General features: G+C 41.8%; 20 protein-coding genes. 13 read left to right on the top strand and 7 right to left on the bottom strand.

From position 1 onward, the window contains the following. Positions 1–341 precede the first annotated feature (341 nt). Positions 342–881, bottom strand: a complete 540-nt coding sequence (locus tag H6G26_RS05115) for a DciA family protein (RefSeq protein WP_190728223.1) — start codon at positions 879–881, stop codon at positions 342–344. Between the two features lie 198 nt (positions 882–1,079). Between H6G26_RS05115 and H6G26_RS05120 the strand changes: the two genes are divergently transcribed. From H6G26_RS05120 to H6G26_RS05150, 7 genes are all read left to right on the top strand, one after another. Further along, positions 1,080–2,462, top strand: a complete 1,383-nt coding sequence (locus H6G26_RS05120; protein ID WP_190728224.1) for a hypothetical protein — start codon at positions 1,080–1,082, stop codon at positions 2,460–2,462. Between the two features lie 259 nt (positions 2,463–2,721). Continuing rightward, positions 2,722–3,501 carry a PspA/IM30 family protein gene (locus H6G26_RS05125; protein WP_190728305.1) on the top strand — a complete coding sequence of 260 codons (780 nt, stop codon included), beginning with the start codon at positions 2,722–2,724 and terminating at the stop codon, positions 3,499–3,501. Positions 3,502–3,886: 385 nt separating this feature from the next. Then, complete coding sequence (locus H6G26_RS05130) at positions 3,887–4,663, top strand: PspA/IM30 family protein (RefSeq protein ID WP_190728225.1); 777 nt, start codon at positions 3,887–3,889, stop codon at positions 4,661–4,663. Positions 4,664–4,837: 174 nt separating this feature from the next. Further along, positions 4,838–5,173 (top strand): thioredoxin family protein, encoded by a 336-nt coding sequence (locus tag H6G26_RS05135; protein WP_190728226.1) that lies wholly within the window; start codon positions 4,838–4,840, stop codon positions 5,171–5,173. A 145-nt stretch (positions 5,174–5,318) separates the two neighbouring features. After that, on the top strand, positions 5,319–6,545 hold the full coding sequence (locus H6G26_RS05140; RefSeq protein WP_190728306.1) for an LL-diaminopimelate aminotransferase: 1,227 nt from the start codon (positions 5,319–5,321) through the stop codon (positions 6,543–6,545). A gap of 318 nt (positions 6,546–6,863) precedes the next feature. Beyond that, positions 6,864–7,679 (top strand): NF038130 family PEP-CTERM protein, encoded by an 816-nt coding sequence (locus H6G26_RS05145; RefSeq protein ID WP_190728227.1) that lies wholly within the window; start codon positions 6,864–6,866, stop codon positions 7,677–7,679. Between the two features lie 696 nt (positions 7,680–8,375). Beyond that, positions 8,376–8,798 carry a response regulator gene (locus H6G26_RS05150; protein WP_190728228.1) on the top strand — a complete coding sequence of 141 codons (423 nt, stop codon included), beginning with the start codon at positions 8,376–8,378 and terminating at the stop codon, positions 8,796–8,798. Between the two features lie 21 nt (positions 8,799–8,819). Here H6G26_RS05150 and H6G26_RS05155 read toward each other — a convergent pair whose 3' ends face one another. Next, positions 8,820–8,999, bottom strand: coding sequence for a hypothetical protein (locus H6G26_RS05155; protein WP_190728229.1), 180 nt, complete (start codon positions 8,997–8,999; stop codon positions 8,820–8,822). Between the two features lie 727 nt (positions 9,000–9,726). Here H6G26_RS05155 and uvrC point away from each other — a divergent pair. Both uvrC and H6G26_RS05165 read left to right on the top strand, forming a co-directional pair. Next, complete coding sequence (uvrC, locus tag H6G26_RS05160; RefSeq protein WP_190728230.1) at positions 9,727–11,604, top strand: excinuclease ABC subunit UvrC; 1,878 nt, start codon at positions 9,727–9,729, stop codon at positions 11,602–11,604. A 1,262-nt stretch (positions 11,605–12,866) separates the two neighbouring features. Continuing rightward, positions 12,867–13,046 (top strand): replication restart DNA helicase PriA, encoded by a 180-nt coding sequence (locus H6G26_RS05165; protein WP_190728231.1) that lies wholly within the window; start codon positions 12,867–12,869, stop codon positions 13,044–13,046. Positions 13,047–13,123: 77 nt separating this feature from the next. Here the strand turns inward: H6G26_RS05165 and H6G26_RS05170 are convergent, their stop codons facing one another. The 5 genes from H6G26_RS05170 to lgt form a co-directional block, all read right to left on the bottom strand. After that, positions 13,124–13,594 carry a hypothetical protein gene (locus tag H6G26_RS05170; RefSeq protein ID WP_190728232.1) on the bottom strand — a complete coding sequence of 157 codons (471 nt, stop codon included), beginning with the start codon at positions 13,592–13,594 and terminating at the stop codon, positions 13,124–13,126. A 465-nt stretch (positions 13,595–14,059) separates the two neighbouring features. Further along, the gene (rlmN, locus tag H6G26_RS05175; protein WP_190728233.1) at positions 14,060–15,154 is read right to left on the bottom strand and encodes a 23S rRNA (adenine(2503)-C(2))-methyltransferase RlmN; all 1,095 of its coding nucleotides are present in this window, start codon (positions 15,152–15,154) and stop codon (positions 14,060–14,062) included. A gap of 78 nt (positions 15,155–15,232) precedes the next feature. Then, positions 15,233–15,586, bottom strand: coding sequence for a phenylpyruvate tautomerase MIF-related protein (locus H6G26_RS05180; RefSeq protein ID WP_190728234.1), 354 nt, complete (start codon positions 15,584–15,586; stop codon positions 15,233–15,235). 103 nt (positions 15,587–15,689) lie between these two features. Continuing rightward, the gene (gene cobM / locus H6G26_RS05185) at positions 15,690–16,514 is read right to left on the bottom strand and encodes a precorrin-4 C(11)-methyltransferase (RefSeq protein ID WP_190728235.1); all 825 of its coding nucleotides are present in this window, start codon (positions 16,512–16,514) and stop codon (positions 15,690–15,692) included. A 187-nt stretch (positions 16,515–16,701) separates the two neighbouring features. Further along, positions 16,702–17,577 (bottom strand): prolipoprotein diacylglyceryl transferase, encoded by an 876-nt coding sequence (gene lgt, locus H6G26_RS05190; RefSeq protein ID WP_190728236.1) that lies wholly within the window; start codon positions 17,575–17,577, stop codon positions 16,702–16,704. A gap of 291 nt (positions 17,578–17,868) precedes the next feature. Between lgt and coaD the strand changes: the two genes are divergently transcribed. The 4 genes from coaD (at position 17,869) to H6G26_RS05210 (ending at position 21,467) form a co-directional block, all read left to right on the top strand. Next, entirely contained in the window at positions 17,869–18,420 is a 552-nt protein-coding gene (gene coaD / locus H6G26_RS05195) for a pantetheine-phosphate adenylyltransferase (RefSeq protein ID WP_190728237.1), read from the top strand. After that, the gene (locus H6G26_RS05200; protein WP_190728238.1) at positions 18,330–18,998 is read left to right on the top strand and encodes a DivIVA domain-containing protein; all 669 of its coding nucleotides are present in this window, start codon (positions 18,330–18,332) and stop codon (positions 18,996–18,998) included. The genes coaD and H6G26_RS05200 overlap by 91 nt, the downstream gene beginning before the upstream one ends. A 292-nt stretch (positions 18,999–19,290) precedes the next feature. Beyond that, entirely contained in the window at positions 19,291–20,823 is a 1,533-nt protein-coding gene (locus tag H6G26_RS05205) for an AAA family ATPase (protein WP_190728239.1), read from the top strand. Then, positions 20,820–21,467, top strand: coding sequence for a DUF4276 family protein (locus H6G26_RS05210; protein WP_190728240.1), 648 nt, complete (start codon positions 20,820–20,822; stop codon positions 21,465–21,467). The genes H6G26_RS05205 and H6G26_RS05210 overlap by 4 nt, the downstream gene beginning before the upstream one ends. Positions 21,468–21,488 lie beyond the last annotated feature (21 nt).

Consider the following 21,488-nt stretch of genomic DNA (forward strand, 5'->3'; position numbering starts at 1 on the left):
AAACTTTAGGATATTTTTATATTCTTGTTATATTTTTAAATAATGCTAAGAGCGGTTACCTATGGATTTTGGCTAAAACTTATTAGGGATCAAGACTAGAACTAAAGCTTTTGATTTCTTTAGCCTTTTAACTTCCTCGTTAACAATAGCTTAAGGCATATAATTTCAGATAAATAGTTTGCTTTTATTACTACATTCGGCAGATTTTAGCAGCAAAACACATTTTTTCTTAAGAATTAGAACTATTTTATGTGGCAGCAGCAAGCTACTTTAAGATAAATTCTGCTTAATAAATAATCGCTAACTATTTTGCTTTTAATTTAGATCAGGACTGATTACCTTCAAAACTGTTTAGCCGCACAGACAGAACAGACTTCCCAGCGCTGGAGTTCACCGGGTGGGGTGGGAGATTCACATTGGGGACAAAGGGGTAAGCCATGCGATCGCGATCGCATTATCTTCGCCCAATGCCCAAAAGCAGCATCCACACCCTTGGCGGGTGTAACATCAGGATGGCTAATCTCATCACCAAGGTAACTGGGATGCTCATGGGGCGAAACCGTTTGTTGTTGTTTTCTCTCCACAGATGGATTCTGCCAGCCAGCAGTAGAGAAGCGAATATCAACCAAAGGCGTTGGTAGCTTTTTATTCAACTTTAAAAGCAAAGACGTGCGACCAAAAGTTAGGTTTTGCGCCCAAGCAGCACTAGAAGTTGCTACCGACAAAACATCGCGTTGAATCGACAATGGTCGAGTATGTGCGGCAACCACTGGGCCAACAACTTCTGCCCAACACTTGAGCAGCCGTTGGAATGGTTGTTCTTGCCACTTAGCCTGCTTTTCGAGAACGCCTAAAATATCATTAATTGATTTCAACGACATCGTTAAAAGTTTGAGTGGAGAGTGAGGAAAAGGTAGGGGAGCAGGGAGAGATGAGGGGACAAGGGGACAAGGGGACAAGTCCTCTTTCCCATGCCCAATGCCCAATCCCCAATCTATCTATTTAGATAATTTTCGCTACTATTGTCACAAATATATCTAAAGTTAATTCCAGCAATTTACGTTTGAGGCACAGAAGCAATGACTCAAAACCCCCTAAACGGTTCCGATTCCGATACTCAATCGTCTAAAACACCTGGGTTGAAACCGGCACTAGCAGCAGCACTAGCGAGTTTAGAGGTGCCCCTAGATCAAGAGTTAGCTCGATACCGACGCACGCGAACTGGTTTGGTGTCATCAAAGCAGCTGCGTGTTGCAAGTTACATGAGCAGTCAACGGCTGGGGTTGACTGTCATTCCTACAACATCGGGCATAACTCAGTCATCAGTAACAGAAATTAAAACTGAGGTGCCACCTGCGCCTGCATCTGTACCTGTGAATCCTCAAATAACTTCAGCGCCAGCTACGGCAAAAACCGATGTACCACCTCCACCTCCGTCTTCTATAGTTGTGAATCCTCAAAGTAACCCAGTGCCCGCTACGGCAAAAATTGAGGAACTAAATAATCTCAACGTGCCCTCGACCCCCAATTCTGCTAAAACACAAACTCAACTTCCACCACCCCCGCCCAACTTTAGTAGTAGCATCGTACCAGTACTCGTTAAAGATACTAAGAGCGAAAATCTCTTGCAGCCAAATGACACCCCTAAGCACCCAGATGACTATTTAGAATCTAGTGAAGCACTGCTGCGAAGCCTGACAGAAGAACAACCAGAAACTAAAAAACCAAGTAATTATAGTGACAGTCTGCTATCACCTTTGGGTATTGGCTCGATGTTGCTGCTATTGATGGCGAGTCTTACCTTGGGTTATGTAGTATTCAATCCCAAAGGCTTGTCACAATGGAATTTAGGGAAGTTGTTTAACGGAAACTCGTCTCCCTTACCAGAAAATGCTGAGAAAGTTGGGAGTAATGTCCAACCTCAGATCCAGTCACCAAAAACATCTATACCCAAGTATCCTAATCTAGCTGCCCAAGAGTTTCCAGAGGTGAGAAGCCCCAATGATCTAGTTGGCTTAACACCCAAAGTCCAATCAACCCTCGCAGTAGTGCCTAATCCAGCCGTTCCTCAAAACCCCGTAAATCCTCAAGCGGCATTGCCTGACCCCAACACAGCCCTAAAACCGACAAATCCGATCGCTTTAGCACCAGTACCAACGGTACAGCCCTTGCCTCCCTTGAATTTGCCTCCCACTTCAACGGCAAAAACCTCGTCTAACCCAATCGCCACTTCACCAGAGCCGGATGCAGAAATCAAACCAGCAACAGATGGGTTCTATCATGTAGTGATAGATAATAAAGACAAAGCTTTTGCCTCAGCACGGGAAATCATTCCCGATGCTTATTTATCACCTAGCAAAGAATTGGTTTTTCTGGGTGCTTTTAAGACTAAAGAGCAAGTACAACAACATATAAAATTGTTAGAGGCAAAGGGAATCAAGGCAAGGGTTCAGCAGCCATGAGTTGTAAAAATCTACGATACCATGAGATAACAGTCCTGAGTCATGAGTGCTGAGTCCTGGATTAAGAGTCTTGAGTTAAAAGATTGCTACGCCATTTAAGGCGACTGCTCTGCGTAGGTCTTACTAAACTACATCAGTACGCAGTAGTTTTTCTTTACTCAGCACTCAGCTAATTGGGGTGTGGCATCCAGATTATACGCTGATGAGTAATTATCAAAACTCATTACTCAGCACTGAATTTCGTGAATGGAGAGCCGACATGGAATTAATCAAGCGTATCCTGCGGGTAATTCGCGCTAATCTCAATAGTTTGATTGGTGGTGCGGAAGATCCAGAAAAGATTCTGGAGCAAACTGTCCTAGAGATGCAGGAAAATTTGGTGCGGTTGCGGCAGGGTGTAGCACAAGCGATCGCTACCCAGAAACGCACTGAACGACAGGCAGCAGCTGCCAACTCTCAAACGGAAGAATGGTATCGCCGCGCCCAATTGGCCCTGCAACAAGGCAACGAACCTCTAGCACGGGAAGCTTTGACTAAGCGCCAAGCCTATAAAGAAACCACTACAGCCCTCTTTTCCCAGATAGAGCAGCAAAACGATATAGTAGCTAGGCTAAAAAAGGATATGCGATCGCTAGAGTTAAAAATTTCCGAGGCGAAAACAAAAAAAGATATGTATATTGCTCGCGCCCGTTCTGCTGAAGCGTCTTCTCGCCTCCAGGAAATGCTGGGCGGAGTTTCTGCCACCAGCAGCCTGAGTGCCTTTGAGCGGATGGAAGAAAAAGTTTTACAGATAGAAGCTCAATCAGAAGCGATGTCTGACGACAAGCCGCTTTGCGTCTACGCTCAACTCAGTAGCGATGACTTGGAAACACGATTTACTTCCTTGGAATCTAGTAATAATGTAGATGCTGAATTGGCAGCGATGAAGGTAGAGGTTTTAAACGGGGCAGAAAACACACAGCACAACAATCTCCTCACCCAGGAAAATCAGGAGACACAGCCTCCGCAACAGCAGTTACCCAAAACTCAAGACTCTTGAGAAACAGGCAAGGGAGCAGGGGGCAGGGGGCAGGGGGAAATGACCCCATCAAGAACTGTCGTGGAATGAGGGAGAGAACATGGGTCTGAATTTCCCACTCAAGCAAGCGTGGTTATCATAAAGAGCCGGAAGCTAACGTAATAGGTAGGTGGGACGAATCCCAATTCTTTTCTATCTCCCCTGCTCCCTGCTCCCTGCTCCCTGCCCCCTGCCTCTTAGTTGAAGTTTGGCTAATTACCCCACTTTGGAGATATCTTAACAATTAAGAGCTGTTTGAAGGTACTGATTCAAACCGGAAAGATTACATTGAAATAGGTAGCTATTAAAAAATACAAAAGCTAACTGTCCAGCAAAAAGCGTAAACCACACAAGGAAAAACAAAGTTATGGGATTATTCGATCGCATTAAGCGAGTAGTTAGTTCTAACCTCAACGACCTGGTTAACAAAGCCGAAGACCCCGAAAAAATGCTAGAACAAGCCATCCTGGAAATGCAGGAAGACTTGGTTCAGCTGCGTCAGGGAGTAGCCCAAGCGATCGCCGCCCAAAAACGCAGTGAAAAACAGTATAATGATGCCCAAAATGAAATCAATAAGTGGCAACGCAATGCCCAACTAGCGCTGCAAAAAGGTGATGAGAACTTAGCAAGGCAAGCTCTAGAGCGCAAAAAAACTTATACTGACACCAGCGCCGCCCTCAAAGCTAGTTTGGATACCCAAAGCACTCAAGTTGAAACCCTCAAGCGCAACTTAATCCAGCTGGAAAGCAAGATTTCTGAGGCTAAAACCAAGAAGGAAATGCTCAAAGCTCGGATCACTACTGCTAAAGCCCAAGAGCAACTCCAAGGCATGGTACGTGGGATGAATACCAGCAGTGCAATGTCTGCCTTCGAGCGGATGGAAGAAAAAGTCTTGATGCAAGAATCCCGGGCCCAGGCACTAGGGGAGTTAGCAGGTGCAGATTTAGAAACCCAATTTGCCCAGTTGGAAGGTGGTAGCGATGTTGATGATGAGTTGGCAGCTCTAAAAGCGCAAATGCTACCACCCGCCACTCCAGTAACTCAAGCACAACTGCCACCGCAACAAGAAACCACTGCTCCTAAGTCTAATGAGGTGGTTGATGCGGAGTTGGATTCCTTACGCAAGCAATTGGATCAACTGTAAAATTGGTAGAAAACTTATTTGAACCAGTCCCACACCTGTTGGTTGTGGGATTTTACGTCATTAGTCAATAGTTAATAGTCAAAATCACTATGAATTATTGACTATTAACTATTGGCTACTTTGGGATAAAGTATTGTGTGTGCCAACTTTGATCGCCCCCTGATGGAGACTGCAATGAGTAAGGCTGTAATCACCATAACTGATGCTGAGTTTGAAACAGAAGTGTTAAAAGCTGAACAGCCTGTATTAGTTTACTTTTGGGCTTCCTGGTGTGGGCCTTGTCAATTGATGTCGCCCCTAATTAACTCAGCTGCTACCAAATATAGCGATCGCCTCAAAATCGTTAAAATGGAAATTGACCCTAACCCAGTGACTGTTAAACAGTACCAAGTGGAAGGTGTACCAGCCCTCAGATTATTTCAGGGCCAGGAAGTTTTGATATCAACTGAGGGAGTCATCGGCAAAGATAAATTACTCGAACTCTTAGATACGCACTTAAATAGTAATTAGTCATTGGTCATTAGTCATTGGTCATTAGTCACTTAGTACTGAGCATTGCCGTAAAGCCTGCGGCATAGCTACGCTTAGGGCGCACCCTCTCCAAGAGTTGTATTGGACAAAGGACAAATGACAAATGACTAATGACAAAGGACAAATGACTAATATGCAATTTGCAAAGCGTTTACAACCCCTGCAATCTAATGTATTTGCTGATATGGACAGAGCCAAGGCAATCGCTTTGGCATCTGGACAACAAGTAATTGATTTGTCGCTGGGGTCTTCTGATTTACCAACTGAGGCACACGTCATCGAGGCGATCGCCCAGTCTCTCTATGATCGCAGTACCCACGGCTATCTGTTGTTTAACGGTACCTTTGGGTTTCGCGAAGCAGCAGCCAAATGGTACGAACAAAAATTTGGTATCAAAGTCGATCCTCAAACTGAGGTATTACCTCTAATTGGTTCTCAAGAAGGTACAGCCCATTTACCTCTAGCAATACTCAATCCAGGAGATTTTGCACTGTTGCTCGATCCAGGTTATCCCTCCCATGCGGGGGGGGTCTACCTAGCCAGTGGTCAAATCTATTCAATGCCACTACGGGCAGAAAACGCTTTTTTACCAGTGTTTGCTGATATTCCTGCCCCAGTCTTGGCCCAGTCGCGGATGATGGTATTAAGTTATCCTCACAATCCCACTGCTGCGATCGCTCCTTTATCTTTCTTCCAAGAAGCTGTCGCCTTTTGTCAGCAACACAATCTCGCCCTAGTTCACGATTTTCCCTACGTAGACTTGGTATTTCAGGAAACTGGGGAGTGGGCAGTGAATTCTTCCCAATACCCAATACCCAATACCCAGTCCCTAGTCCCTTCAATTCTGCAAGCTGATCCAGAGAAAAGCGTCTCGATTGAATTTTTCACCCTTTCCAAGTCCTACAATATGGGCGGCTTCCGTATTGGCTACGCCATCGGTAATGCCCAGTTAATTAACGCCTTACGCCAAGTAAAAGCAGCCGTTGATTTTAATCAGTATCGGGGAATTTTGAATGGTGCGATCGCAGCCCTGACTGGCCCTCAAGCTGGGGTAAAATCTGCTGTCGCTACCTTCCAGCAGCGCCGTGATGCTTTCATCACTGCTTTACACCGCATTGGCTGGAATGTTGCCACTCCCAAAGCCACAATGTACATCTGGGCAAAATTGCCTTCAGCTTGGAGTCAAAACTCCATCGAATTTTGTACCCAGTTAGTCAAACAAACTGGTGTAGCCGCTTCTCCAGGTGCTGGCTTTGGCAAATCCGGCGAAGGGTATGTTCGTTTTGCCTTGGTGCATGAGCCACCTTTGTTAGAAACTGCTGTGGAAAGAATGGCTGAGTTCCTTCATTGAATTTCTTCTTAAACTGAACAGCTACATCAACCTCGGTTAATAAAAAATCAAGAGTTTGAAACCCGCCCGCGCGGGTTTTGACTGTGTAGACATGGTTTCTAACCGCCGATTTCAGGTTAAGTTGACACCAATGACAGAGTGCGCTTTTATTATGTATGTTTTATAACTTGCTAAATTTAATAAAATATGTAATTAGACGTATAAAAATATAAAAACATTCGTCATTTTTTCATTGATAATCAACACTAACTTTACCCAATCAAGTCTCCCCGTTTCTTAAACTGGTTTTGTACGCTCAACTACCAAAGATGGCTAACAATGCATGGTAATCCTTCCTCTAACGTGGAGCTTTGGTATAGCAGCGAAAACCCAACTTCTAACGTTGGCTTCACCGCCACACAAGGAAACTACAGCGCCACAGTTAGCAGCGTTACTGCTAGTGATTGGAATAGTTTTGGTTCGCAATGGCTGGGTGATTTGTTGAGTGCTTATACTCCATTCCAGTCAGTGTGGAATGGGTTTTCAGCAAATACCCAATTATTAGTAGCAAGCTACTTTCCTTTATTGGGGATGGGAGATCCTAATATTGGTAGCTTCCAATTCGGTCAAAATGGCGGTGTAGAACTGACATTAGTTGGTCACTTGGATGTCAAGACTAAACTCTCAAATACACTTTCTACTAAGCTTGCCGAAGCGTGGAATGGAGGAGTTAAATTATTATTTTTAGGTAAAACAAGTTTACCAACCGCTTCAGAAGTTCAAACTAAGATTTCATTACTGAAATCACTACCCACATCGCCTACGCTGCAAAGTCAAATAGCTCAACTGACATCATTCAAAGATGTACTTACCCTGCAAGCGACATTAAACGCTTACCAAGGTGAAATCGGAGCTAGTGAAATTGCCAAGGTAATTAATGGCAATAACACTTACTACGCCTATAGCTTTAACCCTACTGCATCTGGAATTACAGCCTCTGATGATGGCATATCCTACAGCGCTTTTTACACTTGGAATACGCCTGGATATACACCTCCTTCAACTCCAGTACCAGAACCATCAATAATACTAGGTCTGCTCGGTGTTGCTGGCGTTTTTGCTACACAACGCAAATTTAAAAAAGTATCTATTTAACGTAAGTTCGACAAGTCTTACTTGACCTCTCCCCCAACCTCTCTCCGTGTCGGAGAGGGGAGCAAAAAGCTGAATTTTTCGCGTTGCTCCTCCCTTTGCGAAACGGAAAGGGAGGCTGGGAGGAGAAGTTCATCGAACTCACGTCTATTTAAGATTGGGGATTCAAAACGACAAATAAGTAAGGGAGCTAATGGCTCCCTTTTTTTATGAATACTTCCTTCTAGCTAGAAGATAATTTAAAATTTTAAGTTAAAAATTTTTAAAACTAAAAATGAATAGGTTGTGAGAGCCTACATCTTTATGCCCTACCAATGTATTTGTAAGAGGGTTTTCATGAAATGGTATTACTTAGCTTCACATATAGATAAAAACTGTTTTACAAAGGGCAATTACCTTACCGTTATTCCAGTATTGCTTAGGTGGCTTTACTCATCAAAATTAGACTATTAAAATTTTAAAAGCAGCATTTTATTTAAAAACTATTAAATATAAAAATGACATAAAGAAAATTTTAAGATTTAATTAAACAGTTATTAATCTTATTGTTGTAAATTATAATAGTACAGTTAAATTGAATTAATAACTAACTTTTAGTAGATTACATAAATAAGTTTGTATTGAGTTCACTATTTAAATGCAACACCGTTTTAGTTTATGGTAATAATTGTTGGCTTTTACTTAAGATAATAGGTAGCAATGACAGCACAATTACTCAACATAGATCAGCCATTGCGGTTACACAAGGTTAGACGAGTTTTGCTAGTTGAAGACCATTATCTCAATCGGATGTTGCTGAGTGACTATCTGAGTTACTGTGGGTACGATGTCCAAAGCTTATCAGAAGGCTCTACTTTTTTCTCAACTATAGATAAATTTGAGCCAGATTTGATTTTATTAGACTTAAAATTACCAGATATTGACGGTTATTCGCTCTTAAAACAAGTCCAGCAAAGACCTGATTTGTCAAGAATACCTATCATTGTCGTTTCAGCCTTCGCTTTTAAAGCAGATCAAGAACTAGCTCTGAGTTTAGGCGCACGTCGCTATTTTGTAAAACCTTTAGAACTGAAGGATCTCATTCTTACAATTGAAGAAGAGTTGTCTTTTAGCCATAGATAAGCTTTTCTGCTGGACGTGCATTTATTCCGCTTTTTGCTCTGCAATAAACTCTTCCACTTCCTGACTAATATGTTGCATAGAACTGCCAATTGTTGAAATTTTATGTTGTACTTGCGCTAACAACAAAACTACTGTTTGCAGTTCATTAAGCGTTTCAGCCATAGCTTCCCGGTACTGGGCTTCAAAGTCTTGCGGATTCATAGTTTAGATATTACTTGAAATTATTATAATTGCTATATTTCTAATCATATTCGTAAATTTAACTTACTAAATCCGTTAAATCGCTTAATGTTATAAGTTTACATAAAAGCCAAAAATATTGTTTAATAATAAATATTTGGATAATATTTATATAATTGATGTATTAAAAATATAATTAGTTTTAATAATCAAAACATAAGCTTATTTTACTTAATAGAAAAATTATTTATATACAAGAATAAATCTTTAAATAAGAAATCATTGCCAATTTTAAAATCTTAATTATAGATTCAAAAAGCCAAATTTTTATTCTGACAGTAGTAGTCTGCAACTAAGGTCACGGCTAGACAAACTCTCATCTGCTTCAAAGCTCTGACGCTTGCAGCAGAATGTCTAGTAGCGCAAGGCAGAAGTTAAAAGTCAAAAGTATTAGGAAATAAGGTCTTTAGGGCTTTTCAATAGTCTGCTTATTTATGCCGTGCTGTACTAATACACTGTGGCGGAAGTTTGCTTATCTTTAACAAGGGGATTTTGCCTCAAGTCTTGTTAATTGAGATGGTAGCTGGATTTACACCATGCTTGCTGTACTATCTCAAAAACCGAGCCATCCTGGGGGAAGTGCAGACTAAAAGCCTACCTAATTTACATTTACTTGATAAATACTCTGTTAAATCGGCAGGAAAAAATAATTTTTCTTAAAATAGAGAAAGATTACCTAATTTTGGTTGTGGCAATATCTACTCAAATACTACCACTGGTTAAAGAACCAGAACGACTGGAAAACCGTCTAGCTGAAATTCCACCGGAACCGGGGGTTTATTTCATGCGAGACAGTAGCGATCGCATTATATATATAGGTAAATCACGTAAGTTGCGATCGCGTGTCCGTTCCTATTTCCGGGATGGCTACAACAAAAGTGAACGCATCGCCACGATGGTGAAGTTGGTGGCAGAAATTGAATTCATTGTCACTGATACCGAAGCCGAAGCGTTAGCCCTAGAAGCAAATTTGATCAAGCAGCACCAGCCATACTTTAACGTGCTGCTCAAAGATGATAAAAAATATCCCTATCTCTGCATCACTTGGTCAGAAGATTATCCGCGAATTTTTATTACCCGTAAACGTCAATTCGGCAAAGAAAAGGATAAATTTTACGGGCCTTATACTGATGCTGGTCTTTTACGAGAAATTGTCCGCCTGTGTAAGCGCATCTTCCCCCAGCGACAACGACCTCAACCACTTTTTAAAGACCGTCCTTGCTTAAATTATGATTTAGGGCGTTGTCCGGGTGTGTGTCAACAGATGATTTCACCAGAAGAATATCGCAAAATTGTGCAAAAAATAGCGATGGTGTTCCAAGGGCGAACTCAGGAACTGATTGATATTTTGACTCAACAGATGAACGCAGCAGCTGAAAACTTGAACTTTGAGTCAGCAGCGCGGATTCGTGACCAAATTTCTGGGTTAAAGTCACTTACAGCCAATCAAAAAGTTTCTTTACCAGATGATACAGTTTCGCGGGATGCGATCGCACTGGCAGCTAACGAACAACACGCCTGCATTCAACTATTCCAGATTCGTGCTGGACAATTGGTAGGACGCTTGGCTTTTGTGGCCGATGCTCACGCAGAACCGGGAGCTATTTTACAACGAGCTTTAGAGGAACATTACCAAACTGCTGACTCAGTGGAAATACCTTTAGAAATTTTGGTACAGCATGATTTACCAGATAGCGAAATATTGGCGGATGTCTTAACTCAACGTAAAGGTAAAAAAGTCACAATTTTGACTCCTTTGCGGCAAACTAAGGCAGAATTAATTGAGATGGTAGAGCGAAATGCCCAGTATGAATTGCAAAGAATGCAAAAATTAGGCGATCGCAACGACCAAGCAATGCAAGACTTAGCAGCCATTCTCGATTTACCAGATGTACCCCACCGCATCGAAGGTTATGATATTTCCCATATTCAAGGGTCAAATGCAGTAGCTTCGCAAGTCGTATTTGTCGACGGATTACCCGCCAAACAGCATTATCGCCACTACAAAATTAAAAATCCCACTGTGACGGCGGGACATTCAGATGATTTTGCCAGTCTTGCTGAAGTTATTGGGCGGCGGTTCCGTAAGTATGGGGAAGATCCACAGTTGTCACGTTTGGGTAATCCAGATTGGCCTGATTTAATCATGATCGATGGCGGTAAAGGTCAATTATCATCAGTTGTCGCTGTTTTGCAAGAGATGAATTTATTAGAAGACTTGCGGGTTGTAAGTCTGGCGAAGCAGCGAGAAGAGATTTTTTTACCGGGAGAATCTAAACCCTTAACAACTGATTCAGAACAAGCAGGGGTGCAGTTGTTGCGGCGGTTGCGGGATGAAGCGCACCGATTTGCAGTGACTTTCCATCGTCAGCAACGCAGTGATAAATTGAAGCGATCGCGTTTAGATGAAATTCCTGGCTTAGGACATCATCGACAAAAGCAACTACTAGGGCATTTTCGCTCAGTTGATTATATTCGCCAAGCGGCACCCGCACAACTTGCTGAGGTTCCAGGAATCGGGCCGCGTTTGGCTCAAGAAATTTACGATTATTTTCATCCTTCTTGATATGCGTGAAAAGCATATGACATAAGTAGTTGAAATTTTCAACGAGTGAAGTCTTAATTCCAAGGCAGCAGTATTATTCAGCATCTATGCTGTAGTATCGATTTTCAAAAGTCGTCGAATTCTTCTGTGCTTCCCTAGAAAGCCAAAGCATCACGTAGAGGACAAAATATTGTTGTCTTTCTTTTTCGTTATAATTCACAAATTTTTCAGCCTGTTGATATCGCTCTAAGAGGATGTTTGAAAAGTCCTTTTGTTGGTATCAAAAATTTTAGATCCCTCTAAATCTCCCGATAAATTGGGAGACTTTGATTCCGGTTCCCCCCTTTTTAAGGGGGGTTAGGGGGGACCTGAAAGTGCCTAAAGTCACAGCGAACACTTTTCAAACAACCTCTAAGGCTTGCCGAAAGTTCTTTTTTGTAACTTTCTCTCCTAATGCTTGAGATAGCAATTGCCATAACGTAGACCCTACATCCTTCTTTATATAATCAAGGCAGTAGCCGCGATCGTTGGCAAACTGTTCGTATGTCTGATTTTCAGAAGATGCTTTTATGATATTTAATAAATTTTCTTTTATTGATTAGTTTTTAAAAAATTTTATTTAAGCTTCATTTTATCTTTAAATTTTTATCATCAAAGCATCCTTTAACCACAAACCTAAAGGGGCGATCGCTAATATTCACTGTAGAAACACTTAGTATTTGCTGCCTGATACTACTTAACAACAGTTAGCTATACTTGTAAACACTACATTGCTAACCCGTGTGCAGAAATCACACGCTAAGAGAATCTTGAGCGAAAAAAGCTGTTACTTTAGAAGTTCGCTAGTTTTAATGAAACTACTTCACCAGAATTAATCTTAGTAAATCTTGCTAACAAATATTAACTAAATCTTAAGATAGATATTTTGTGACTAAATATACAGTAATTTCCGGGTTTTAATTTTTGAATACAAGAATAGCTTTTTTTGTATCCGTCTGAAATGGCTATAAATTAGGCTCTCTCAAGGCATTCCTGATAGGGATCAGTAAATATCTAAACAGCATTTAATTAAAAAACAATTTATGTATCTAAAGTGGGAGGGTAATATCACTGAAATCATAGGATAATATACAAAGATATCAAAAAATTTTGAAATCTGAAATTTTGTTTAAAATAATCAACAAATATTACAGCAGTTTGTTAAGTTGGGTCGAACCAGAATTTTTACTGGTTTAACTTCTACCTTTCCGAAATAAAAAATAATTACAACCAGGGGTTTTAAAATGCAGATAGTACAAAAAATTTACTGCCCCAATTGTGGCAGCAAAGCTGAACGTTATTATATTTCTGATAGTCAATTAACTCGGACGCAATGCCCAAGTTGTGACTATTTAATGATTAGTTGCACTCGCACTGGCAAAGTCATTGAGGCTTATGCTCCAGGAATTATTGCACACCGCTAGATAAGAAAAATTAAAAATTGGAGAATCTTTTCTCTAATTTTTAATAATAAAGCTATTGCTCAGAAATTTTAAAGACTTTACAAATTGTTTTTCTGTTGTCTGAGTTGTTGCTGTCGTATCTGTTCTTGTAATCTTAATTCTTGCTGTTGTCTAATTTGTTGATCTTGTCTGAGTTGTTGCTGTTGTATTCTTAATTGTTGCTGTCGTGTAAATTCTTGCTGTTGTAGTCTTGTTTCTTGCTGTCGTATTCTGAGTTGTTGCTGGCGTATCAGTTCTTGCCGTTGTTGTGTAAATTCTTGCTGTTGTAATCTCAGTTGCTGTTGTAGTTGTGGTTGCTGAAACTGTTGCCGAAGCAATGTTTCATTCAATTGCTCTTGTGTTTGCTGATTTCGCTCCTCTTGTTGTCGTCTCATTCTTTCTTGAAAAGACTCAGGTAGCTGAGGATTCGTCGGAATCATTTGTGCATAAGCAGGAGAATTAATCCATAAAGCTTTTGCAAGCACAATCAATAATAGCCATGCTTTAACCATTAATAAGCGATTCAACATACAATTATTTCCTCAATTGTTATATGGTTGGGTTTAGCGTCGCTAAACATTTAAAATGTCAATATCATTACCCTATAGCGAATCTCGGTTGAGTATAATTTTTCCCCGTTAGGGCTTGCACGATGCCTCCGGTGGGCTACACTAATGTACTTAATATTCTCCAGTCCATAACCTTTTCTAAATATCAGTACATTCAGAATAGCTTTCTAAATCAAGGTTATATCCAGTGCATTATCTTAATTTTGCATAAAAATACTCTTTTTTAGATATTCAACTTAATTAAATTATACATTCAACTTTTTTACGTGGTTTGCCGCATTTACGTAATTCATCTACCTGCCGTCGGTAGGTTAAAAAAGGTATTTCAGGCGGTTTTTACACCATAGATAAACAGAGATAATTCTCAGGATACATCTACGTTTATCTGCGGTTTCATGTTTATTGATAAAATTGACTGCAAGAGGTTTAATTCTTACTTGCTCTCAGTTGTCCACAAGCAGCATCAGCTTCTAAACCACGAGAATAACGAACACTAACAGCAGTATTTTGCTGCTTAAGGACGTTGACAAATGCTTCAATCCGATCGCGGTTAGGGCGTTTGTAGTCTACTTCTTGAATAGGGTTGTAAGGAATCAGATTCACATGACTTTGGAATCCTCGCAGGCGTTTTGATAATTCTAATGCGTGTTCTGGTAAATCGTTGACACCAGCAAGAAGAACATATTCAAAGGTAACGCGCCGCCCAGTGATTTCTACATATTCCCGACATTCAGCCAATAAATCTTCTAGAGGATAGGCGCGGGCGCTGGGTATGAGTTTTTCTCGTAGTGCTTGGTTGGGTGCGTGAAGACTAACAGCAAGAGTGATTTGCAAATTGTTTTGCGCGAACTGACGAATACGATCGCGAATACCAACTGTAGAAACTGTAAGCGATCGCTGCCCAATACCGACATCTTGATTCAAAGATTTCAAGGCTGCTAGGACATTCTCAGTATTCAACAAGGGTTCACCCAATCCCATAAATACGACATTGCTAACTCGTTGCTGAAAATCTTCTTGCACAGTCAACACCTGATCGACAATTTCGTGCCGTGCTAGGTTGCGCTTGTAGCCTCCTTTACCAGTAGCGCAGAAATCACACCCCATTGGGCAACCAACCTGAGTAGAGACACAAACTGTTAAACGGGATTTTGGGCCATCTCCCCTTTCTCCGAAGGTGGGGATGCCAACAGTTTCAATAATTTGATCGTCTGCTAATCGTAAAAGATATTTGACTGTGCCATCGGGAGCTTCAGATCGGTAATGTAAAGTTGAGCGCCCAATAGGGATTTCAGCTACTTCTTTGCGCCATTGCTTAGAGAAGACAGAAATATCAGCTAGCGATCGCACTCCCTTGTCATAGATCCATTCATGCAGCTGCTTCCCTCTGTAAGCAGGTTGTCCTTGCTGCTGCACCCAAGTGGTTAACTCCGCAAGAGAAGCACCAAGAAGGGGAGGAATTAATTCTGATTTTACTGAGTTATGTAACTCAACTTGAGATACAAAAGGCGTAGCAGACATAAAAAATTAAGATTTGATGTAGGATCTCTATCCTACACCTGCCAGATTAACTTAGACTTGACCAAAGAAGATGGGGAATTACCCAAAAGTTGTGCCGTTCCAGCCCCACATCGCACCCTTAGCGTCTGCAAACTCTATATAAATGCGATTTTTAGGCACACCTAGAGTTTGGTTAATCTGCTGGCAAAAGTCCTGACTCATTGCTGCGGTTTGATCTGGCTTCATTGTGCCAACGCTCTTAATTTCAATGTAGCAAACTGGGTCTGTATTCCCCGCAAAAGTCATGGGAATTTCTGATTCAAAAGCAGTCATGACGTATGATTCTGGTTTTCCCAAATGTTTCGCTAACTTGGCTGATAGATTTAAAAGCATTGATTCAATTTCAGCTTTTTGAAGAGCAGATGCAGAAGTTTGCACTTTAATTAATGGCATAGTAACGAATTGGGATTTTGGATTTTATTCACATTGTTAAGTTTACCGAACCGCAAAAGAGATGAGGGAGAAGAAAAAAGAATTAATCACCAATGCCCAATTTTTACTGGTGAGATGAGCGGAATAGATGACTATGTTCGGGATGATATAAACGCGATCGCCCTTTTGCTGCGGATAGTGCTGGGCTGATGATATAAAGTGTAGTGCGAATTAGTTTTTCTTTATGAGTGCAGTCTGCCATTTCATTAAGGGGGACAACCTTGATTTTTTCATCGGGCCATCCGATGCGAAAGCAAATTGCAATGGGGGTTTCGGCTGGATAGTGTTCGAGTAGTTTAGCTTGGGCATTTTCGACGTGACGCGCACTTAGATATAAGCAGAGGCTAGCCTGATGTGCTGCGAGAGAGGCTAATTCTTCAGTGGCGGGGACTTCTGTACGTCCACTGATGCGAGTCAAAATGATAGTTTGGACTAAACCGGGGACAGTCAGTTCTACTTTGAGTTTGGCAGCTGCGGCTTGGAAGGCGCTGATACCAGGTATGATTTCAAAACGAATATTTGCCTCTGCGAGGAGGTGCATTTGCTCGTGGATGGCGCTGTAGAGACTAGGATCGCCAGAATGGAGACGGACTAAAGATTTGTGCTGCGATCGCACCCTATCGATCATGATCGGCAAAATCTCTTCTAAAGTCTGATTCGCAGTTCTAATTATCTCCGCATCTTTTCGGCAAAGTTCTAAAATCTGTTCGGGTACTAAAGAATCAGCAAATAAAATCACATCAGCAGCAGCCAGTAGCTTCTGCGCCTTCACCGTTAATAAATCAGGATCTCCAGGGCCTGCTCCCACAATATACACAGATGGTTCTATGGCATATAGTGTTTTTTTATAACTTAGGTTTTCTGTATATTCACTTGTAGAAGAACACACGGCAATCCCTCAAAAACTTTTTTGATATTTTCTCAGTATCTTTCCGGATTCACCCTCTTTCCCTAGTAGAGAGTAATGGTAGATGCACCCTGGTTAAGCCCTAGAGAATACTCTGGGGCATTTTTTATTTTTTGGGTATTGAGCATTGGGCATTAGTTATTCTTTCTCCCCCTGCTCCCTCATCTTCTCATTCCCTCACTTCCCCATCTCCCTTGGGAGTAGGCACTACATCGGGTAAAGGGCGTTTGAGTAAGTAAAGCCAAGCTAATCCAACTAATCCAAATAAAATTCCTAGACTGCTGACTACTTGTGCTATCCGTAACGGCCCTAGCATCAAGCTATCAGTGCGAAAACTTTCAATCCACAAACGTCCTAAGCTGTACGCTGGCCAGTAAATTAAGAACAGCGTGCCTACCTTCAAACGTGGCTTACCGGATAAAGGCCGGAAAAACAACGTTATGAGCAGCGCAAACACCATTAGATCCCAGAGAGACTCGTACAGGAAAGTGGGATGGAAGTAATCGAAACTCGCATACTCTAGAGGACGATGCTCTGGTGGAATATACAGCTTCCAGGGTAAATTTGTCGGATCGCCAAAAGCTTCAGAATTAAAGAAATTGCCCCAACGTCCGATCGCCTGCCCTAAAATCAGTGAAGGCGCTACTAAATCTGCTAGCTGCCAGAAAGAAACCTGCTTGATTTTGGCAAAGATTAACGCAGCTATAACCCCACCAAGAATCGCTCCATGAATAGCAATACCTCCTTCCCAGATAGCAAAGATTTTTCCTGGAGTTGGGGCATATTTTGGCCACTCAAATAAAACGTAATATAGCCGTGCGCTAGGGATTGCCCCAATCAACAACCAAAAGAATAAATCGCCTAGCAGCTCAGGATTAACATTACGGCGTTTTGCCAAATGCTGGGAAAGTATGACGCCAATTAATACTGCTGTGGCAATCAATAAGCCATACCAACGGATACTTAGTGGCCCTAATTTCACCAGAATGGGTCCTGGAGAAGTAAATTGAAACGCCAAGGGCAAGGTGGGAAAATCCAGTGCCATGAAAAATTACCTAGAAGAGTTCGTTAACTACCCACGCACTTTGCTAAGTACGGAGTTTCTTGCATCTCGAATGCTGGAACTGTACTTAAATCCTCCACAAGTGGGGATGTAGGTAAAAAACCAGTATCCATATTTAGGAGTCTAATTCCTAACGCCTAGTTGAGCATAACTTGTACCACCAAAACAATTGAGTTTAACATCCTTCCCCAAAGCGCAAGATGGTAGATTTGAGTAGGTTAAACAAAACTGCTTCGATATAATCACCTAAACAACTTTGATATATTTAAAATTGTGATTGCTATTTATCCTGGTAGCTTCGACCCCATCACCTTGGGACACCTTGACCTCATACAGCGCGGTAGTCGGCTGTTTGAGCGGGTAATTGTCGCTGTACTGCGGAACCCCAACAAAATGCCACTTTTTAGTGTGGAGCAACGGCTAGATCAGATCCGGCATTCTACACAACATCTACCTAATGTAGATACAGACAGCTTTGATGGTCTTACCGTCAACTATGCCCAAATGCGACAAGCACAAGTTTTGCTTAGGGGTTTACGGGCTGTGTCAGATTTTGAAGTGGAGCTGCAAATGGCTCATACCAATAAAACTCTTTCTACCCAAATAGAAACAGTTTTTCTTGCAACCTCAAATGAGTATAGTTTTTTAAGTAGTAGTGTGGTAAAAGAGATTGCAAGGTTTGGTGGCTCTATCGATCATCTCGTTCCCCCACACATTGCCCTAGATATATACCAATGCTACAATCACAACTCTCCAATGTTGAACCCAATCTCAACGGAAGCAATCCCCCCCCTCAAGAATATGTCGGTGGAGAGGGAAGCATAGATATTCAGCAGGAACTCAACCGTCTAGAAGAAATGGTTCTCTCTAGTCTCAGGATTCCGCTGACGGGACGCACTCTCATAGATGAAGAAAAGCTGCTCGATCAGCTTGACTACATCCGGCTTGCTTTACCATCACTGTTTCAAGAAGCAGCGGCTATCCTCGACCAAAAGGACGAAATTCTGTTGGAAGCGGAAGAGTATGGACAGCAGGTTGTTGAGGCCGCGCAAGCAAAAAGAGCGCAAATTTTAGCTGAAAGCGATATTATTCAACAGGCAGAACAAGAAGCTGAACAACTGCGGCGACAAGTGCAGCAAGAGTGTGAGGGAATAATGCAAGAAACCCTCACCGAAATTGAGCGCAAGCGGTATGCTTGTCAGCAAGAATTAGACCAAATGCGACAAACTGCGATCGCTCAGGCTCAAGAAATTGAAGATGGTGCTGATGCTTATGCTGATGGCATTTTAGGAAATATCGAGCAGGATCTCAAAGATATGTTGCGAATTGTTACCAACGGACGGCAACAATTGCAAATTGATAACCTCACGCAGCGCAATTCACCTCCTAGCAAGAAAAAATAAAGTATAGTTTTAGCATTTACCAGTTTGGGCTGACAGGGTTATAGAGAGATGGTTTGATGCATTTTTATAATAGAGATGTAATGTACACATCCCGTTTGTACAAAAAATGCTTTGCTAGAGGTGCAACAGTTGATTGAGCTAGTTGCGAATATCAAGATATAACCAGGTTTTATCCAACGAGACCCAAAATTTCTCAGGTTGTACAGTCAAACTAAAAGAAGAAGGTCTACTCTGTTTGTGAGCCACGTCTGCTTGGCACATTTGCAATGTTTTCTGCCAACAGAGGAATATTATGCTAACTAGGTTGAAAGTTTCTGGTTTTAAGAACCTTGTCGATGTTGATGTCCGCTTCGGGCCATTTACCTGTGTAGCTGGGACTAATGGGGTTGGTAAATCTAATTTATTTGATGCTATTAGGTTTTTGAGTGCGATCGCAGATCATTCTCTCATTGAAGCTGCCTTGGCTGTTCGAGATGAAGAAGGCCGAACGGCTGATGTACGTAGCTTATTTCACCGGGTTGGTGACGAATATGCAGATGAAATGTCCTTTGATGCTGAAATGATTGTGCCAGAGGAGGGTGTGGACGATCTAGGGCAAAAGGCGGAAGCTAGTATTACTTTTCTTCGCTACTCTATCATCCTCGCTTACAGATCGGATGATGGCTTGCGGTCTTTAGGTTCTCTAGAAATCATCAAGGAGGAGTTAGTTCATATCAATCTTGGTGATGCCAAGAAAAACTTATTGTTCCCTCACAGTGTTGAGTGGCGTAAATCAGCAGTTAAGGGGCGACGAACTTCATCATTTATTTCAACCGAGGATGACAAAGGAAAGACAGTAATTAAGCTACATCAAGACGGTAGGAACGGGAAACCCCTGTCTCGCCTGGCGATGAATCTTCCCCGAACCGTGCTTTCTGTGGCTAATGCTGCGGAAAGTCCAACAGTATTGCTGGCGCGACGGGAAATGCAATCCTGGCGGCTGCTTCAGTTAGAACCTTCAGCACTACGGCAGCCAGATGAATTTACATCGCCTACAAAATTAGACATGGATGGTTCTCACTTAGCTTCAACACTCTATCACTTAGCACGGTTCAACAAAAATCATCCAACAAATGAACTGTCAGAGGATGAGGCTGAAGCACAAGTTTACAGTCAAGTTGCGAATCGTCTAGCAGAACTTATTGACGATGTGGATGAAGTAGGAATTGACCGAGATGAACGACGCGAAATTCTGACGCTAATAGTTACTGGCAAAGATAGTACATCACATCCGGCGCGGGCGCTATCAGATGGAACTTTGCGCTTTTTAGCATTGGCAGTTCTGGAATTAGACCCACAAGCACAAGGTCTTTTGTGTTTGGAAGAACCAGAAAATGGTATTCACCCAGAGCGTATTCCCAAAATACTCCAACTACTTCAAGACATTGCGACTGATGTTGATGAACCTATTGGGATAGATAACCCACTCCGTCAAGTAATCATCAACACACACTCACCTTCGGTAGTTATGCAAGTACCTGATGACAGTTTATTAGTTGCGGAATTAAAGGAAACAATAAATTTAGGGAAACGATTTAAGCGAGTGTCGTTTGCTTGTCTACCTGAAACTTGGCGACAGAAAGATCCAGAGGGCGTCAATGATGTACCCAAAAACAAACTACTTGCTTACTTGAATCCGGTAGTACTTGATGTATCAGAGCCTGATAGCAATGAAAAAGTAGGAAATATCCAGCAATCAAAACCAACACAACCCAAGAAACGTCGAGTTGTAGATAGAGCCGATCTTCAGCCACTAATTCCCGGTTTTCCTATTGAATTGGCATGAAAGAACTTTGCTACACTTTACTGTCAGACGGCAGTTCAGATAAAGCACTGATGCCTATCTTGACCTGGTTATTACGAACACATCAGGTTGAGTGTGCTATCCAGTCTAATTGGGCGGATCTGCGACGCTTACCCAAACCACCGAAAAAGTTATTACCACGCATCATCAACAGCTTAGAACTCTATCCTTGTGACCTGTTGTTTATCCACCGAGATGCAGAAAGAGAATCACGCGAAAAACGGATAACGGAAATTCTAGAAGCGTTAGAAGAAGCAGTTAAAAAATCAGTGGTAGTGCCACCTCATATTTGTGTGATTCCGGTGCGTATGCAGGAGGCGTGGCTGTTATTTGACGAAACTGCGCTACGCAAGGCGGCAGGCAATCCTTGTGGACGTAAGCCATTACATCTGCCAGATATCCGTAAACTTGAACAACTACCTGATCCAAAAGATATTCTCTATAGACTTCTGTGTGAAGCTAGTGAGTTGACAGGTCGGCGGCTAAAGCAATTCTCGGTTAACGAACGTGTACACCGATTAGCGGAACTCATTGATGACTTTTCACCACTACGAGCTTTATCTGCTTTCCAATTACTAGAAACTGAAATTCAACAAGTTATAAAAACAAACCCTGTGTTTTTATAATATGAATGTAAAATTTTGCAT

Source organism: Nostoc sp. FACHB-888, assembly GCF_014696655.1.
Classification (GTDB): Bacteria; Cyanobacteriota; Cyanobacteriia; order Cyanobacteriales; family Nostocaceae; genus Nostoc.